The organism is Vibrio sp. RM-41-2B, assembly GCF_024744415.1.
Taxonomy (GTDB): Bacteria; Pseudomonadota; Gammaproteobacteria; order Enterobacterales; family Vibrionaceae; genus Vibrio; species Vibrio diabolicus.
Genome location: NZ_JAMQWD010000014.1, coordinates 35,154 through 52,200 on the forward strand (window position 1 = coordinate 35,154; position 17,047 = coordinate 52,200).

Below are 17,047 nucleotides of genomic sequence, written 5' to 3' on the forward strand. Positions count from 1 at the left end.
AAGGCAAGCAAAAGAACTGGTTATTTGGGTAGAAAGTTCAATCAGTTAATGTGCTATTTAAACAAAAAATTAAGGTTCATATGTTGTTCTATCGCATCTGCAATACGATTAATTCCTTGCTCCTTTAACTCTTCAAAGTCTTGTTGTTTGATTTGAGTGCCGTTTACCCACTCTGACACCAGGCTTAAGACATCTGCCTCATCAAAGAACCCGTGAAGGTAGGTTCCCATGATTTGGCCACACTTGCTGATAGCCCCCTCTGCTTCACCGGTACTTAATGTAAGAGGTTGAATGCCCTGCACTTCACTTTGTCCTACGTGGATTTCATACCCCTTTACATTGGCTGTTTTGCCATTAAGAGAAAGCTGTGCTTGTGTATTTGTAAGCTGTTTGCTGTTAGTTAGCGTCGTGGTGATGTCTAGTAAGCCAAGCCCTTCGCTTTGACCCGGCTGGCCTTCGACGCCATTTGGATCATCAATCAAGCTTCCAAGCATCTGGTAGCCACCGCAGATACCAATCACTTTTCCACCAAGACGAATATGACGTAAGATATCTTTATCCCACCCTTGGCTTCTTAGATACTCTAAGTCGTCTCTAACGGATTTGGTCCCAGGCAAAATAACAAGGTCGGCTTTATCTATTTTCTCGCCTTTGCCGACATAACGTAGATTGATGTCGGGATTCAATCGCAACACATCAAAATCAGTATGATTACTAATCCGGGTTAAAACAGGCACAACGACATTCAGTTTTACCTCAGAGTGCAACTCTTGCTGCGCGGTGATCGCGTCTTCTGCTTCTAAATTCAAACCATGAAGAAAAGGAAGCACGCCGAGTACAGGTTTGCCTGTTTTTTCTTCTAGCCAGTCGAGGCCCGATTGCAATAAACGAATATCACCTCGAAAACGGTTGATAACAAATCCTTTTACTCGCGCTTGTTCAGATTCAGAAAGTAACGCGAGTGTTCCGTACAAATGCGCAAATACACCACCACGATCAATATCAGCAACAATGATCACCGGAACATCAGCGGCCTCCGCAAAACCCATGTTCGCGATATCGCCTTCACGTAAATTGATTTCAGCAGGACTCCCTGCACCCTCGATCATGATCGAATCAAATTCTTGAGTAAGACGAGAGAAGGAATCTAACACCGTGTCCATCGCAACTTTCTTGTAATCATGAAAACCAGCCGCATCCATATTGGAAATTGCCTTGCCCTGCAAAATGATCTGAGCACCTGTATCACTATTGGGTTTAATCAAAACCGGATTCATATGCACGGTTGGCTCAATATTACACGCCTGTGCCTGAACTGCCTGAGCTCGACCTATTTCACCGCCATCTCTGGTTACTGCACTATTTAGTGCCATATTTTGTGGCTTAAATGGGGCAACGTTTATCCCTCTTCTCGCTAATACACGGCATAAACCTGCCACAAGGACACTTTTTCCGGCATCCGAAGTGGTGCCTTGAACCATTAAAGATGGGATCGCTGATTTCATGAACATTTGTAAGGAATAGAGGAAGATGAGCAATCATAACGTCATCGTCCCCACTTACTCAAGCAAATGAATAGAATATGAATGTTGAAATCATCATTGGTTCAAACAAGCTCTGTTTTAATGAACCCATCAAAACAAACCGATGAGGATGTAACATGAAAAAGAATACAATTATCGCAACAATCGCCGCCTTAGTTATTGCTCCTTCTATCGCATTCGCGAAAGATCACGCTCAAAACCAATCAAACTTGCAATTTAATGGTCCTGTCACTGTGGAAAAATTGGACGCCTTGCTAAACGACTCCAATATGTTTACTGAAAAAGATGTAGTCGTTGAAGGTAACTTATTACGTCAAGTTCGCGCGGATAAGTTTGTCTTTAGCGACGGCTCCGGTGAAGTGATGGTGGAATTCGATGACGATATTCAGCTAAACACTCCGATTGATCACACGACTAAAGTCCGTCTGTTTGGTGAATTTGAAGGCGGAAATAAGCCAGAAATTGAAGTCGAGCAACTGGTGATCATGTAAAACAACCCCGATTGCTTTGGATATCAGCATGATGTGGTGAGCATTACAGCTAAATGGTGACGGCAAGCACTTAAAATGATAGCTTTATCAATCTTGGTCTGCTTTTTGCAGACCATTTTTTTGTTCATTTTAATCATCTTGCCCGGAGACACCATGCTAGGTAAAGCTCTAAAGGTTGCAGCCTTTGGTTTGTGCGCTGTTTTGCCACTTTCCGCACATGCAAATAATTTCAACTACAACACGATGGAATTTCGCATGGGCACTAGCCCTGGTACATTTGGTGGCGAGTTCAATACCTACTTTACAGAAAACACCCACTTCATTGCTCGCGCAGACAGTGAGTTTAGCGGAGACTGGGACATTGCTGGTGGTATTGGCTTTAACGGCCCAGCAGGCCAATTTGCGGATATTTATGGCCAAATGTTGGTACACAACATTAAAGAAAACGGCAGTGATAAAGTGGGTGACGAGTGGCGCACTGAGGTGAATATTGGTACTCGTATTTGGTTCATGCAAAATGTTGAGCTACATGCCCGTATCGGTCAAATAATGGATAACGACGATTCCAATACCGTTTATAATTTTGGCGCAAGATTCCACTCTACTCAGCAACTATCACTTGGCGCGGATTTCAAAAATAATGGTGTCTATGGCCAACAAATTGTGATGTCTGCTCGTTTTGCATTTTAATTAAGTAACTAAGCAACTGCATTAACAAGTGTGTGATTCAATAAAAATGGCCTCCGGTTTCGGAGGCCATTTTTGTTAAGTACCGATTGTTAGCCGGAACTAGTAATAAGGCATTAATTTTTGCCGGATTTTTTAGGTTTATCTTGGACATACTTTTTCGATACATCCACAACGGCGATATCTCTAAAAAAGCTTCGACCAAGTAAAATTGGAAACTTCATATGCCCACGTTCAGCTAACGTAAACTCTGTCTTTTCTTTGTGGTCACCGACAGTAATATACGCTTTTACTACCGCTCGTTTATCCACTTCTTCTGACGATGACTGCTTGATTTTAGCCCAGCGCTCTACAGGTACTTTAAACTCTTTAGTTTCTTTATCGCCCAAGTCGATCTTAAACTGAACCCAATCTTTACCATCACGCTCAAACGGAACAATGTCTGTCGCGCTAATTGATGATGTTGTCGCCCCTGTATCGACCCTAGCTTTGAAGGTTTGATCAATTTCAGGAACGTAAACCCACTCTTCAGAACCAAGAATCAACATGCCGTCTGGTGTTTTTGTTACCTTGACTGGCTTCTTAGGCTTTGGTTCCGGCTTTTTCTCAGGTTTCGCTTCTGGTTTGGGCTCCACCTCAGGCTTTGGATCTACCTCAGGTTTCACTTCTGGCTCGACTTTAACGGGCTCTTCGACCTTTGGCGACTCTGGCTCAACAGGTTCCTGCTTCGTTTGAGTTGACGTACAAGCAATTAAACTGCCGCTCATCATAAGCGGCAGAATCAGTTTCCAGTTTTTCATCCACACTCCAATTAAGCTTGAGATACTTTCTTAATTGCGTCCGCTACGTATGGAATATGAGTTTCGGTAAGTCCGGCAATGTTAATTCGACCATCGCCAACACCATAAATGCCATAATCTTCACGCAGTTGCGCCATTTGGTTTCCACTAAAGCCTAGCACAGTAAACATGCCTTTGTGACCCTCAATGAAATCAAATTGATCTGTATTATGGTTGTTTCTCAACTCGTTACACAAACTTTGACGAAGACTAACCAAACGATGTTGCATTTCACTCAACTCTTGCTTCCAAACGGAAGTCAGGTTGTCATCTTGAAGAATGGTCTTAACCAAAGCCGCTCCATGATCGGGTGGCATCGTGTAAGTAGAACGCGCTAACGTAAGTAGCTTGCCTTTTGCGTTGGCCACGTCTTGCATGTTCTTACCAACGACAATCGCCGCACCTGTGCGCTCGCGATATAGGCCAAAGTTCTTCGAACATGACGTCGTTATTAACATCTCTTCAACGTTATCTGCCATGAAGCGAAGCCCTTTTGCGTCTTCCTCTAAGCCATCACCAAAGCCTTGGTAGGCAATATCAACAAATGGGGTGAAACCGTTCTTCTGTGACAATTCCGTAATGGCTTGCCAAGCAGAAAAATCGATATCTGCGCCTGTTGGATTGTGACAGCAACCATGCAGCAATACAACATCGGAAGGCCCTGCTTTCGCAAGATCATCCATCATTTTTGCTGTGTCTACTTGTTTCGTTTCTGGAGAAAAGTAATGGTAGAACTTAACTTTAAGACCTGCCGCTTCCATCACTGGTTTATGGTTTACGTAGCTAGGGTTTGAAATCCAAACCGTCGTATCTGGCTGTGCGACCTTCATTAGGTCACCTAACATACGCAGCGCACCACTTGCACCTGGCGTTTGAATGGCAGCAACACGATCCATTGCTGACGTTCCCGTCAGTAGCAAATCGATCATGCTTTTATTAAATTCTTCGCAACCCGCAAGACCAACGTAAGATTTGGTTTTTTGAGTTTCAACAACGACATCCTGCGCCATTTGAATGGCTTTCATGATCGGCGTTTCGCCTGCGCTGTTCTTATAGACGCCAATACCAAGGTCAACCTTGTTTGGACGGTCATCGTTACGGTATGCAACGGATAGAGATAAAATAGGATCTAATACGGGAGTTGGGAGATTAGAAAACATGAAAGTCATAACCCTTTGAAATTCAAGTACCGAACCTCACGTTAACACCATCGCAAAAAATGGCGAAATGATTTTTCACTTATTTCATCAATTAGAGAACAAAATTCTGGGTTACGATAAGTTTTGTGCGCTCTATCGGTTATAAAAAGAACGATTCACTCCTCAATATACCAATCCACTCTTCCATTTTTCCTAAATTCTCTTGGCGTCATGCTCGACCACGCTTTAAAACGTGTACTAAAGTTGGCACTAGTTGGATATCCGACTATCTCTCCAATATGTTGAATCGGCCATTCTGTTGAACGAAGTAATCTAGCAGCGTATTCCATGCGCATACGTGTTAAATGTGCCATCGGGCTTCGACCAAACTGCTTTTGAGTCAGACGGTGCAAATGTGGCTCCGAACATGGATATAAAGCTGCCACTTGCTCGACACTCCAATCCTTATGGAGCTGACGCTGGACAAGATCGAATACGCGCCGAAGCCTCAATTGGCTGCGTGATATCGACTCTGAGGGCGGCATGTTTAACATCAGCTCTAACTGAGCCACGCTATGTGCACCAACCGCACCACCATAGTCAATAGGAAGATTAATACTGCGTAACAACGTTTGGATACACGCATACATCACCTCAGGTGCAGATGTGAGCTGGTAACTAATATTACTCTCTATCATTGGCCATGCTCTATCAGGAGCAAGAAAAAGCCATGCGATCTGCCAGAGTTCCTCTTCCATACCAAAACCGTTTTCAACACCTGCTGGCACCGTGATCAACGAGCCAGGCTCCAAATCATATCGACACGCCCCACTTTCTAACCAACCTTTACCGCGCACGGTGTAAAGCAGCATGTGTTTTTTTTGGTTTTTACGATAAACAGAGAAGAAGTCACGACAGGTTGCAATTCCGCACTGCACAATGCCTCTCTCCTCCAATGCCAGTACTCGACTGTGATCAATAAACTCTTGATAGGTTTTTTCTGAAATCGCGTAGCGTTCTTGTTTATCTTCCATGATTTATTGGCTCACATATACACTAGTGGAGAGTTTTACAAAGGTTTTGGATGCCTTTGAAAAATACACCGCCAAATCATAGGGATAAACTACTCGCATTAATCTTTAAGGAGAAATGCGATGCTCTTAACACGCGAATACATCGATAAAGCATTTTGGCAAAAGCTGATTGCGATTGGCCTTCCTGTTTCACTTCAATCCATGCTTTTTGCGTTACTCGGCGTCGTGGATATTTTCATGGTGAGCCAACTCGGCGAATCCGCAACGGCTGCAGTCGGTGTCGGAAACCGCATCTTTTTCTTTAACCTTGCAGTCATTTTCGGTCTTTGCGGTGCAGTAACGGTGCTGGCTTCTCAATATTACGGCTCAGGGAACCTGGCAGGAATCCGCAGAACACTGGCGCAATCTTGGTTTATTTCCATTTTAGTGACGCTGCCGTTTATTGTTCTTTATGCGATTTTTGATAAAGAGATCGTCTCTTTCATGTCAGACGATCCTGAATACGTCACTTATGCGCGTGATTATCTTGTGATTACGGGCTTTAGCCTCATTGCAACCGCGATAGTGGTGCCGATAGAAGCGGTATTGCGCTCCGTAGGCCAAACCAAAATGGCAACCAACGTTAGTATCTCCGCGATTGTCGTGAACGTCGTGCTTAATTATGTTTTGATTTTCGGTTTATTCGGCTTCCCTCAATGGGGCGTATTTGGTGCAGCCGTTGGCAGCTTTGTTTCTCGACTTTTCCAAACGGCAGTGTTGATTTACTTTTTCTGTAAACGCTACGCATACCTTATTCCGACCAAGTTCGATTGGGCGCAAGGCCGTTTAAAGCAGTATCGTCAAAAATACTTTAAGGTTTCTCTACCCATGTTGGTCCACGATGCGGTCTGGACTGGTGGGCTGATCGTTTACAGCATCATCTATGGTCAATTGGGCGTTTCAGAACTTGCGATCATCTCATTCTTATCCCCAATTGAAGGCGTACTGATTTCAACCTTTATGGGATTTGCGGTCGCTGCATCCGTTCTTCTTGGGAATGATATTGGCGCAAAACATTATGATCGGGTCGAGAAAACGGCGTGGTGGTATGTGTTAACCAGCGCAATCTTAGCCACCTTACTGTTTTTCCTTGTGTGGTTGAGCTCGCCTCTGATTCATCATCTATTGGTACTGAGCCCATTAACCGATGCAGAAATGGCACTCAACGTATGCTTAGTCATGGCGCTGGGTATGATTTTGAGAGTGTTTAACATGGTAGGGATTGGCGGCGTACTAAAGAGCGGCTCAGATATTCGCTACAGTATTTTCATTGATACGTTTGGTCAGTGGGCTATTGGTATTCCCCTTACCTATTACACTGGTATGGTACTCGGGTTGCCTTTGCATTTTGTCTTGATGTCTCTGCTAGCTGAAGAATTTGTGAAAGGCGTACTGACGACTTATCGTATCCAATCTAAACGTTGGATAAATAATATGGTCGAGGATGACCAAACGGTGACAGCGTAACTGGAAATACACTAACGAACTCACACCAAAAGGGCTCACCCGTTATGCACGTGTGAGCCCTTTTTATGTTTGGAGAATGCCTGATTAAATATCCGTAAAGCGATGAATGATTTGGTTTGAACTGCCACGCCATTCGAGATTGAGATCTTTCTTGTCTTGTTCAAACTTACCATCAATCAAAACATCGATGTATTGCACCACTTCTCTTTGCGCGTCATCCAGTTCAGCCAGCGTGTAGCCTGTCCAAACCCAGATGTCTTTACCGGGACACTCTTCTCTCACCCTTTTCACGATCTTTAAAATATGAGGCACATTAGCAGGATGAAGCGGATCTCCGCCCGACAACGATAAACCGCGACGTTTAATGCGCGTGTCATTCAAGTCATTGATGATCTTGTCTTCCGCTTCTTGCGTGAACAACACTCCCGAATCCAAGCGTTGCGTCGACTGGTTATAACAGCCACGACACTGATGTACACAGCCCGACACAAACAATGTGCAGCGCGTACCCGGTCCGTTAACAACGTCAATTGGATAATATTGGTGGTAGTTCATAATGCGTCTCTTTGTTATCGCGAAAAAGAAAATCAACCTAAAGCAGGTTGATTTTCAAAGTGTTGAATCGAGTGGTAATTAACCTTATAGGTGTTTCACTCGACGTTTCACTTCTTCTTGTTTGCCGAAGTTAAACGGACGTGCATCTGGGCTACCCAAGTAGCCACATACGCGACGTGTCACCGATACTTTGGTTGAATCGTGATTGCCACAACTTGGGCAAGTAAAGCCTTTGCTTGTACATTCAAACTCACCGGTGTAACCACATTCGTAACACTCATCAATCGGAGTGTTGGTTCCGTAGTAAGGAACGCGGGTGTAACTGTAGTCCCACACGTTTTCTAGCGCTTCTACGTTACGTTGCATGTTCGGGAACTCACCGTAACAGATGAAGCCACCGCTTGAGATTTCTGGGTAAGGCATCTCGAAGTCGATCTTGTCGTAAGGGTTAACCTTCTTCTCAACATCCAAGTGGAAGCTGTTGGTGTAGTAACCTTTGTCTGTTACGCCTTCAATCAAACCAAACTCTTTGGTGTCGATGCGGCAGAAACGACTACATAGGTTTTCACTTGGCGTTGCGTACAAGCTAAAGCCATAGCCAGTTTCGTCAGCCCATTGATTCACCGCATCTTTTAGATGTTTGATGATCGCGACCGCTTTTTCACGCAATACGGCATCATCGTAAACGTGCGCTTCAGTACCAAACAACGCGTTGATAGTTTCATGCACGCCAATGTAACCTAGAGAAATTGATGCACGGCCGTTTTTGAAGATTTCTGCAATCGAATCGTCCGCTTTCAAGCGCACACCACATGCACCTTCCATATATAGAATTGGGGCAACGCGCGCTTTTACGTTCTCTAGACGAGAAATACGCGTTTCTAGTGCTTTACGAGCAAGACGTAGACGATCATCAAGCAGTTCATAGAACTTCGCTTCGCTGCCTTTTGCGCGAAGCGCAATACGTGGCAAGTTCAAGCTAACTACACCAAGGTTGTTACGACCTTCATGGATAAGTTCGCCATCCTCTTCGTAGGTGCCTAGGAAGCTACGACAACCCATAGGTGTTTTGAATGACCCCGTGACTTCCACGACTTTGTCGTAGTTAAGAATGTCTGGGTACATACGTTTTGAAGCACACTCAAGTGCAAGCTTCTTAATGTCGTAGTTTGGATCTTCTGATTTGTGGTTTAAGCCATCTTTGATGCCGAATACAAGTTTAGGGAATACCGCTGTTTTACGGTTCTTACCTAGACCTGCAATACGGTTTTTCAAAATCGATTGCTGAATAAGACGAGACGCCCAGCTTGTACCAAGCCCAAAACCAAACGTAACGAATGGCGTTTGCCCATTTGCCGTGTGTAGTGTGTTTACTTCGTACTCTAGCGATTGGAATGCGTCGTAACACTCTTTCTCAGTGCGAGCTTTAGCGAACTCTTCTGGCTCAGCAATGTTCCACTCTTTCGCGATTTCTAAATGCTTTTCATAGCTCGTGATGACGTAAGGTTCTAACACTTCGTCGATACGGTTAATGGTTGTACCGCCATAAATATGGCTAGCCACTTGAGCAATAATTTGCGCTGTTACTGCGGTCGCAGTTGAAATCGATTTAGGCGTATCGATTTCTGCATTACCCATTTTGAAGCCGTGCGTTAGCATGCCTTTCAAATCGATAAGCATACAGTTAAACATCGGGAAGAATGGGGCGTAATCCAGATCGTGGTAGTGAATGTCACCCACTTCGTGTGCTTGAACCACATCACGAGGCAGGATGTGCGTTTTCGCGTAGTGCTTCGCCACGATACCAGCCAACAAGTCACGCTGAGTTGGGATAACTTTGCCGTCTTTGTTCGCGTTTTCGTTGATCAAATCAAGGTTACTTTCTTCAATCAAACCCTCGATTTCACGAGTTAGTGCACTTTGCTTTTCACGAGCGATGTCGCGGTCATGGCGGTATTCAATGTAAGAACGTGCTAGGGCTTTGTAAGGGCCTTGCATGAGCTCATTCTCGACTAAGTCTTGAATCTCATGGATGTGAACTTCATCGTGATCTTTTAGCTGTAACTCGACAGCAAGAGCGACATTAAGAGCATAAATGGCGACATCTTTATCTTTGTTTTCCGCTGCCGCTTCAACTGCTGCTTGGATACGATCCCTGTTGAACGGAGCTCTTGAGCCGTCACGCTTGATTACGATTGGTTTCACTTTCTTCTCCTTACCCCAGCATACTCACAGAGTTATCCACAAACACACTATATGGGGTTATTTTTTATTCTGCTAACACAATATATTGTGGCGTATTTAACGAAAAGCACCACTTGAAAACATTGATTTTGATCAATAAAGATCGGCTAGCGGACAAGAACAAATCGATCTTATTGGTACTGATCTCAGTTGCGAAGAAAACCATGAAAATTGCAAAATTGGTACGAAATCTACTTGCTTTTTTTAGAGCGCTTATAGGATAAAGGTTGGAAAGGAATACGCTAAAAACCAGGAGTGAAACAAGCCAATATGCGATCACTATTTGTTACTGCCTTATTAATTTTTAGTTCAACGTCACTTGCTCAAAACTCCATCAACTTAACCAGTTGGAATATAGAATGGCTTTCTATAAATGGAGGTAAGGTTTCGAGAACCAGTGACGATTTCGTCAAACTCAATCAATATGTGGATAAAACTCAAGCCGACATCATCGCCTTTCAAGAGGTCGACTCCAAAGCCGCCGTTCAAAAAGCCGTAGGCGATGGCTACGCGATTTACCTCTCTGATCGAGCTCAATCAAACAATAAGCACCTTCAGTTTTCTGATACCAACCAGTACACCGGTTTTGCTGTGCGTAAAGACATTGAAGTGTCTGACCCAGCAGACTTCTCAATCACGCGTGGTAATAGCAAGTTGCGCTTTGCCAGCTACATCGTCGTTAACCCAAACCAAAAGGACGAGCTTCACCTGCTCTCTGTGCATCTAAAAGCAGGATGCAGCGGAGCATACAAAAACAACCGCAATTGCCAAACACTGAGCCAACAAGGAGAAGCACTTGCGAAATGGATGAGCGAGAGAGAAAAGAAAAAGCAGCAGTACGCCGTAATGGGCGATTTCAATCACAACTTGTCGTATCAACGTGATTGGCTGTGGGCGATCATGACGCTTGGTAACGATGCACAATTGGTAACGCGAGATACCAAAGCGGATTGCAAGGTTCGCTCAAATAAGAACCCAAGAAAAACACACCAATTCCGCTCTTTGATTGATCACATTATTGTTAGCCCGCAAATAAAAGCGAAAAACGCGCATCAAACGCTGTTTAGCTCACAAGATGTTTTAGATTACAAACTGAGTGACCATTGCCCTGTAAACGCAACGGTAACGCTTAACTGAACGAACAAAATAGCCCAGCATCATGCTGGGCTATTTTATCTTCTTGTTTGTTAGATAGACGTTTAACTAGTTAACAAGAGAAACCGTTCTATCAAAGCGATCTTGGATTCAGCAGTACGACGTCACCCTGCTTCAACCCCGTTCGCACTCTCCCCAACTCTCCAAGCTGAATAAGCCGAGTTTCTACCTCACCGCTGTCTTGCACCACTTTTACGTAGTCCAATTGGCCAACTTGGTAAACCGCCTCTTTTGGCACGCGAAGTACAACATCGTCGGTCAAGGTCAACGCGACTTTGGCGTATGTACCTGGATAGATAGCCGTTGGCGGCTCAAATTGAAGCTTTACGGTATAACTGCGCGAGTTGGCATCTGCCGACGGCGTCACTTCTTTTACAGCCGCTTGCGCATTGAGGTTGTAAGACGGGAAAACAACGTCCACTTCTTTATCGTAAGTCACATAAGGCATGACAGACTCAGCAAAGTTCACCTCTATTTCCAACGAGTTTGGATTGTACATTGATAAAAGCAAAGCCCCCGGCGTCGCGGTATCACCTTTGTTGATGGGCTTTTGCGTGATCAAGCCATCAAACGGCGCAGTAATAATGCTGTAGCCAAAGGTCGTTTCCGCCTCAGAGACCGCCGCCTGAGCTTTATTGAAGTTGGCTTGCGCGGTTTGCAACGCACTTTCCGCTTGGTCAAATTGCGATTGAGGGATCAGTTTTTTGTTTAAAAGCGCTCTGACACGAGAAAACTCCTTTCTCGCCGCATTGAGCTGCGCTTGTGCAGAGGATAAAGCCTGCTCACTTTGACGAACTCGTGCGTCGAGATCATCGCTTTCTAGCCGCGCCAACACGTCTCCTTGCTTCACTCTATCGCCAACCTTCACCAATACCTCCATCACCGATGCCGTTAACCGTGCAGCGATATCGGCGTGCTGCTCTGCAACGACGACGCCCGGAAACTCTCGAACAACCGGTTCGCTGGTTAACATCAGTTGATGTGTCTCTGCGTTATTTACATCAATCTGGTTGGTTTTCGCGTCATGTTCTGTCGGCAACTTTTCTGTAAAAAATCCAGCCATATAGAGAAAAAGAAGCGCGAGTATGGCAAACAGAATCACGCCTAACCATTTGGTATCTAATTTCATTGCTCTTCCTCCATCTGAGGTAATCCATGTCCTTTGGTGTTTTGGTATGCAAGGTTATAAACCACCGGAACCACAAGCAGCGTAAAGATGGTCGAGGCGGTAATACCGAATATGATTGCCCAAGCCAAACCGTTAAAAATTGGGTCTAACGTAATCACGACGTTACCCAGTAACGTTGTACCCGCGGTCAGCAATATTGGCCGCATACGAACAACACCAGATTCAATCAACGCATCATGTAAACTACGACCTTCAGCCAGCGATTGCTGAACAAATTCAATCAAAACGAGTGAGTTACGCACCACAATCCCTGCTAGCGCAATCATGCCGATCATCGCGGTCGCCGTGAACAGAGCCGGGTTCGGGTAATTACCGATGTCACTGCTTACCACATTCAAAATCCAGAACCCCGGGATAATCCCAATCACGGTCAGAGGTATCGCCAGCATGATGATGCCCGATACCGCAGGTAAACCAGTTTGAATCAACATCACCACAAATACGCCAAGCAGCGCAGCGCCATAAGCAATGCCTAAATCGCGGAATACGTCCACTGTGATTTTCCATTCCCCCTCACCACTCCAAACCACTTCTATGTTGTCTGGCACGCTCCAAGTGAGACCAGCGCCATTGCTCAAGTACGTGCGATCTTGCCAGTGACGATGCACATCTTCCGCGTGAGTTGTATCTTGATCAGCCATCACATCGGCAATCACTTCACCCGGAACACGCCCAACTACCTCGGCGTAGACATACACAACAGGCATGAGGTTTTTATGGAAAATCGGTTTGTCCGCTGCGCGTTTCACAAAATGACCGACTTCAGACAACTGCACGATAGGCTGAGGAGCATCCACAACTGCCCCATTGGATTCTACTTTTGCTATGCCCGGACGGCCTCGCACATAAAGTTGCTCTAGTTGATTCAGGTTATCTCTGTCTTCGCGTCGGAGCTGCACTTCGATAGGTAGTGGTTCCACTTCTCTTGGATCGGCGATATAACCGAGCACTTTGGCGTTCGCGGCGGTAATCAGCGTGTTATTGATATCAGCAACAGAAACACCAGACAGCGCCGCTTTTTCTTGATCAACGATGAATTGCCATGTTTCTAAATCACCTTGGATGCTGGTATCCACCTCAGAAACCAACTGTTCTTTGCGAAGCCTATCCGCGACTTTCTCTGCTTGGATCATCAGATCTTCATAAGATGTCGCTTCATCACCGTAAACTTCTGCCGTAATGGTGGCGATAACAGGCGGGCCTGGCGGCACTTCGACTAGCTGCACGTCAGCGTCAAACTTATCTGCAATCTGCTCTAAATCCGCCCTGAGTCGTGTCACCAGTTCGTGTGATTGCATTGCGCGGCGATTCTTCTCTGCAAGAACGACTCGAAGCTCGCCTTGGTATGGTTCGCTACGCATAAAGTAGTGGCGCACCATGCCGTTGAAATCCATTGGGGAAGCGGTGCCTGCAAAGCCCGACACACTTGTCACTTCCGGCACCGTCATTAAATAGTCCGTAAAGCTCGACAGCGCGTTGGAGGTATCCACAAAGCTTGAAGACTCTGGCATGTTTAATACCAATTGGAACTCGTTCTTATTGTCATAAGGCAGCAACTTGAGTGGAACTAAGCGAAGTGCTGGTAACAATGCTGCCAAGAGGAACAACAAGGCAACCAAACCAAGGAAAAGCCACGCTTTCTTGCGGCTTTCAAGTAGCGGAATCAACACTCCACGATACAAACGATACATCGGCGAAGATTGGATGTCATAGTGGCCGTTTTCCTCAGCACCTTTGAGTAGCTTCTTGGCAAGCCAAGGCGTGATCATAAACGCGACAACGGTACTAAAGATAACGCTGATCGGAACGTTGAACGCCAGTGGCGCCATGTAAGGCCCCATCATCCCAGTGATAAAAAACATCGGCGTAAACACGATCACGATTGCGACCGTCGACATTAACAAGGCGCTACGAATTTCTGCCATGGCAAGAACAATCGCGTTGGTTCGTGTTAGATTTTTGCGTTTTAGGTAGCGTTCAATGTTGTCGATACTGGCGATCGGATCGTCCACGATCAAACCTAGCGCCAAAATCAATGCAAAGAGTGTGACTCGATTGATGGAATAGCCAAATGCCAAGTCCATCCCGAGCGCGGCACCATAGCTAATCGGAATAGCGATACCAACCACCAATGCGCTTCGCCAGTTCAAGAACAAACCGACAAACACCACGACCGTTAGAATAGAGATGCCAAGGCTTGATACCAAGTTGTTTACTTTCGCATTCGCCGTTTCGCCATAGTCACGAATGACTGCAACTTGAACTTGTGGAGGAAATTGCTCGGATTGAAGCTCCGCCAGCTTATCCCGAACAGACTGAGCCACGTTAACCGCGTTCGAGCCTTTTTGTTTAGCAACAGAAATGAACACCGCTGGGTATGCTTCATCGTGGTTTTTATCGCGATACCAAGTATCGGATGTTGCCTCACCTTCACCGTCGTAAATACGCGCGACATCTTTCAAGTAAACGGGTTTGCCATTGAGCACCGCGATAACAAGGTCGCCAACTTCTTCGGCGTTGGTCAGAAACCGTCCCGACTCCAATGTGTAATTTTGCCCGTTTACGCGAATGTTCTTGCCTTGGGTTTTACTATTACTGAGCTGAATGGCCTGTTCGAGGTCATCGATGGTTACTTTGAAGTTTGCCATCGCAACGGAATCAAGCTCTATCTGGATTTTTCTCGGCTCACCGCCAATCACTTCCACCTTGTTGGTGGCATCCAATGATTTAATGCCTAACGTGACTTGGTCTGCAATACGTCTCAGCTGATGGCGATCGAGAATGTCTGGAGCGGTGGAGTAAATTGCAGCAACAACAATGGGTACATCGTCGATTTCAACAGGCTTCACAAGCCAGTTAGTGACAGAAGGAGGAACTTTGTCTTGGTTGGAGTAGAGTTTGTTGTAAAGCTTAACCAGAGCATCTTCGCGGTTTTCGCCGACATAGAAACGGACGATGACTTGCGCAGCACCTTCCATTGACGAAGAATAAACGTATTCCACACCGTCAATTTGGCTAACAAGCTTTTCTAATGGTTCAGTGATTTGATTTTCGACTTGAGAAGCGCTTAGTCCGGGAGCCGAAACCAATACATCTGCCATTGGCACAACGATTTGCGGGTCTTCCTCTTTCGGGGTCAACCACAAGGCCGCGGCACCGACCACAAGCGCGAGTATGATCATGATCGGAGGGAAAAAGCTGTTCATCACAGACTGAACAAAACTTCGCTTTAGTTTGTCGGGCATCCTTTCCCCTCCATATCAGATTGATTGTTTACGCGTTCGCGGTTTTCACCTTCTTCGCGTTACGGTGAGTAATGATCGCCTTCGCGAACAGAGATCCAAGTAACATCGCAAGGAAGAACACCACAATGCTCACGTTGCCTAATGCCAGACTCGCAACCGCAGGGCCAGGGCAAATACCTGCCAACCCCCAACCTAAACCAAAGATCGCCGCACCAGATAACAAACGTCCGTCGATGTTCTTATTGGTTGGTGTGCAAAACGCTTCACCGCTAACTGATTGTTTTCTCGGCTTGATGATTAAAAAATAGCTTGGCATGAATACCGCGAGTGCGCCGCCCATCACAAAAGCCAAACTTGGATCCCAACTGCCAGAAATATCTAAAAATCCAATGACTTTAGCTGGGTCGATCATGCCAGACACCGCCATGCCCATACCGAATAACACACCGCTCAAAAGAGCAGAAAAACGAAAAATAGTCTTGTTCATGGAATCTCTCTTAAACTAGGTGAAGTCGAACGAATACCGTTAGACCAGCGACAGCCATAAATACACAGGTCGCCACAATAGAGCGCTTAGACAAACGGCCCATGCCACAAATGCCGTGTCCGCTAGTACATCCGTTACCCAGTCTGGTCCCGATTCCTACCAATAAACCAGCGGCAATCACCATCCCTAAAGAAAGGTTCGCGGTACTAGGAACCGCAACGCCCAACATTAGGACGCTAATCAAGCCACCAGCTATCATTCCAACCGCAAAAAGCAATCGCCACGAATAATCGCCTTTTTTCGGTGACATGATGCCATTCATAATTCCACTGATTCCGGCAATTTTCCCGTTAACCAACAACAATATAGTGGCGGAGATCCCTAACAAAAGGCCACCAAACAACGACTCCCATGGAATAACGTTTAACATTATTTACCTCTAAAATCTTAGCTACGAATTAGTTACAGAAAACGCTATGAAGCGCCTTGATTAATGACTCAACTCTCGGTTCTGACAACGAATAAAACACTTGCTGTGATGCCTTACGAGCCTTGATCAATTTGTGTTTGCGAAGCACCGTCAAGTGCTGTGAAAAGGCGGATTGGCTAAGGAACGAGTTCTTTTGTAGCTCCCCAACACCAACCTCACCTTGGGTCAGTTGGCACAACACCATTAGCCTTTCCGGATGTGCCATTACTTTTAGGAGATCAGCAGCTTCATTGGCATTGCCTTTCATTGCTGCTACATCCATATCTGTATAGCTCATGACTCACCTCTATATTAAAAACTAAGTTAGATATTACTAAAGCAACATATTTAGTCAACACTAAATTAGCAATGATGAATTTAGATAAATTAACATTAGACATTTCTAATTTAGATAATTATAGTGATGAATATCAAAGGATGGCGTTCTCAGTTTGAGAGTACG

At 45.4% G+C, this 17,047-nt stretch carries 15 protein-coding genes; 4 read left to right on the forward strand and 11 right to left on the reverse strand.

Annotated features, from left to right (window positions below; translation table 11 throughout):
- Window positions 1–53 precede the first annotated feature (53 nt).
- Entirely contained in the window at window positions 54–1,505 is a 1,452-nt protein-coding gene (locus tag NB463_RS09580; RefSeq protein WP_258430515.1) for a cobyric acid synthase, read from the reverse strand.
- Between the two features lie 155 nt (window positions 1,506–1,660).
- Here NB463_RS09580 and NB463_RS09585 point away from each other — a divergent pair, with 155 nt between their 5' ends.
- Complete coding sequence (locus tag NB463_RS09585) at window positions 1,661–2,035, forward strand: YgiW/YdeI family stress tolerance OB fold protein (protein ID WP_085343791.1); 375 nt, start codon at window positions 1,661–1,663, stop codon at window positions 2,033–2,035.
- A gap of 153 nt (window positions 2,036–2,188) precedes the next feature.
- The gene (locus NB463_RS09590; protein ID WP_005394515.1) at window positions 2,189–2,725 is read left to right on the forward strand and encodes a hypothetical protein; all 537 of its coding nucleotides are present in this window, start codon (window positions 2,189–2,191) and stop codon (window positions 2,723–2,725) included.
- 113 nt (window positions 2,726–2,838) lie between these two features.
- Here the strand turns inward: NB463_RS09590 and NB463_RS09595 are convergent, their stop codons facing one another.
- The 3 genes from NB463_RS09595 to NB463_RS09605 all read right to left on the reverse strand — a co-directional run bounded on the left by NB463_RS09595 (window position 2,839) and on the right by NB463_RS09605 (window position 5,734).
- Window positions 2,839–3,522 carry an ATP-dependent zinc protease family protein gene (locus tag NB463_RS09595; protein WP_258430514.1) on the reverse strand — a complete coding sequence of 228 codons (684 nt, stop codon included), beginning with the start codon at window positions 3,520–3,522 and terminating at the stop codon, window positions 2,839–2,841.
- Between the two features lie 11 nt (window positions 3,523–3,533).
- Entirely contained in the window at window positions 3,534–4,721 is a 1,188-nt protein-coding gene (locus NB463_RS09600) for an amino acid aminotransferase (RefSeq protein ID WP_258430513.1), read from the reverse strand.
- 155 nt (window positions 4,722–4,876) lie between these two features.
- Window positions 4,877–5,734, reverse strand: a complete 858-nt coding sequence (locus tag NB463_RS09605) for an AraC family transcriptional regulator (protein WP_029802109.1) — start codon at window positions 5,732–5,734, stop codon at window positions 4,877–4,879.
- Window positions 5,735–5,854: 120 nt separating this feature from the next.
- On the opposite strand from NB463_RS09605, the gene NB463_RS09610 reads away from it, so the two are divergent.
- Window positions 5,855–7,240 (forward strand): MATE family efflux transporter, encoded by a 1,386-nt coding sequence (locus NB463_RS09610; RefSeq protein ID WP_258430511.1) that lies wholly within the window; start codon window positions 5,855–5,857, stop codon window positions 7,238–7,240.
- Window positions 7,241–7,324: 84 nt separating this feature from the next.
- Here NB463_RS09610 and nrdG read toward each other — a convergent pair whose 3' ends face one another.
- Window positions 7,325–7,795 carry an anaerobic ribonucleoside-triphosphate reductase-activating protein gene (gene nrdG / locus NB463_RS09615; RefSeq protein ID WP_005394529.1) on the reverse strand — a complete coding sequence of 157 codons (471 nt, stop codon included), beginning with the start codon at window positions 7,793–7,795 and terminating at the stop codon, window positions 7,325–7,327.
- 84 nt (window positions 7,796–7,879) lie between these two features.
- A complete protein-coding gene (gene nrdD, locus NB463_RS09620) occupies window positions 7,880–10,000 on the reverse strand; it encodes an anaerobic ribonucleoside-triphosphate reductase (protein WP_203342482.1) in 2,121 nt (706 codons plus the stop codon).
- A 309-nt stretch (window positions 10,001–10,309) separates the two neighbouring features.
- On the opposite strand from nrdD, the gene NB463_RS09625 reads away from it, so the two are divergent.
- Complete coding sequence (locus NB463_RS09625; protein ID WP_074189625.1) at window positions 10,310–11,176, forward strand: endonuclease/exonuclease/phosphatase family protein; 867 nt, start codon at window positions 10,310–10,312, stop codon at window positions 11,174–11,176.
- 91 nt (window positions 11,177–11,267) lie between these two features.
- Here NB463_RS09625 and NB463_RS09630 read toward each other — a convergent pair whose 3' ends face one another.
- From NB463_RS09630 to NB463_RS09650, 5 genes are read right to left on the reverse strand one after another with little or no spacing between them, the layout of a single operon-like run.
- A complete protein-coding gene (locus NB463_RS09630) occupies window positions 11,268–12,323 on the reverse strand; it encodes an efflux RND transporter periplasmic adaptor subunit (RefSeq protein ID WP_029804788.1) in 1,056 nt (351 codons plus the stop codon).
- The gene (locus tag NB463_RS09635) at window positions 12,320–15,628 is read right to left on the reverse strand and encodes an efflux RND transporter permease subunit (protein ID WP_258430495.1); all 3,309 of its coding nucleotides are present in this window, start codon (window positions 15,626–15,628) and stop codon (window positions 12,320–12,322) included. Before NB463_RS09635 ends, NB463_RS09630 begins: the two co-directional genes overlap by 4 nt.
- 28 nt (window positions 15,629–15,656) lie before the next feature.
- The gene (locus tag NB463_RS09640; protein ID WP_012842252.1) at window positions 15,657–16,115 is read right to left on the reverse strand and encodes a YeeE/YedE family protein; all 459 of its coding nucleotides are present in this window, start codon (window positions 16,113–16,115) and stop codon (window positions 15,657–15,659) included.
- Between the two features lie 10 nt (window positions 16,116–16,125).
- Window positions 16,126–16,545, reverse strand: coding sequence for a YeeE/YedE family protein (locus tag NB463_RS09645; protein WP_048625069.1), 420 nt, complete (start codon window positions 16,543–16,545; stop codon window positions 16,126–16,128).
- Between the two features lie 28 nt (window positions 16,546–16,573).
- On the reverse strand, window positions 16,574–16,882 hold the full coding sequence (locus NB463_RS09650) for an ArsR/SmtB family transcription factor (protein ID WP_012842251.1): 309 nt from the start codon (window positions 16,880–16,882) through the stop codon (window positions 16,574–16,576).
- Between the last annotated feature and the right edge of the window lie 165 nt (window positions 16,883–17,047).

Bases quoted from the DNA above. Each gene is read 5' to 3' on its own strand.
- NB463_RS09580 (WP_258430515.1), bottom strand. From the start codon at position 1,505: ATGAAATCAGCGATCCCATCTTTAATGGTTCAAGGCACCACTTCGGAT.
- NB463_RS09585 (WP_085343791.1), top strand. From the start codon at position 1,661: ATGAAAAAGAATACAATTATCGCAACAATCGCCGCCTTAGTTATTGCT.
- NB463_RS09590 (WP_005394515.1), top strand. From the start codon at position 2,189: ATGCTAGGTAAAGCTCTAAAGGTTGCAGCCTTTGGTTTGTGCGCTGTT.
- NB463_RS09595 (WP_258430514.1), bottom strand. From the start codon at position 3,522: ATGAAAAACTGGAAACTGATTCTGCCGCTTATGATGAGCGGCAGTTTA.
- NB463_RS09600 (WP_258430513.1), bottom strand. From the start codon at position 4,721: ATGTTTTCTAATCTCCCAACTCCCGTATTAGATCCTATTTTATCTCTA.
- NB463_RS09605 (WP_029802109.1), bottom strand. From the start codon at position 5,734: ATGGAAGATAAACAAGAACGCTACGCGATTTCAGAAAAAACCTATCAA.
- NB463_RS09610 (WP_258430511.1), top strand. From the start codon at position 5,855: ATGCTCTTAACACGCGAATACATCGATAAAGCATTTTGGCAAAAGCTG.
- nrdG (WP_005394529.1), bottom strand. From the start codon at position 7,795: ATGAACTACCACCAATATTATCCAATTGACGTTGTTAACGGACCGGGT.
- NB463_RS09625 (WP_074189625.1), top strand. From the start codon at position 10,310: ATGCGATCACTATTTGTTACTGCCTTATTAATTTTTAGTTCAACGTCA.
- NB463_RS09630 (WP_029804788.1), bottom strand. From the start codon at position 12,323: ATGAAATTAGATACCAAATGGTTAGGCGTGATTCTGTTTGCCATACTC.
- NB463_RS09635 (WP_258430495.1), bottom strand. From the start codon at position 15,628: ATGCCCGACAAACTAAAGCGAAGTTTTGTTCAGTCTGTGATGAACAGC.
- NB463_RS09640 (WP_012842252.1), bottom strand. From the start codon at position 16,115: ATGAACAAGACTATTTTTCGTTTTTCTGCTCTTTTGAGCGGTGTGTTA.
- NB463_RS09645 (WP_048625069.1), bottom strand. From the start codon at position 16,545: ATGTTAAACGTTATTCCATGGGAGTCGTTGTTTGGTGGCCTTTTGTTA.
- NB463_RS09650 (WP_012842251.1), bottom strand. From the start codon at position 16,882: ATGAGCTATACAGATATGGATGTAGCAGCAATGAAAGGCAATGCCAAT.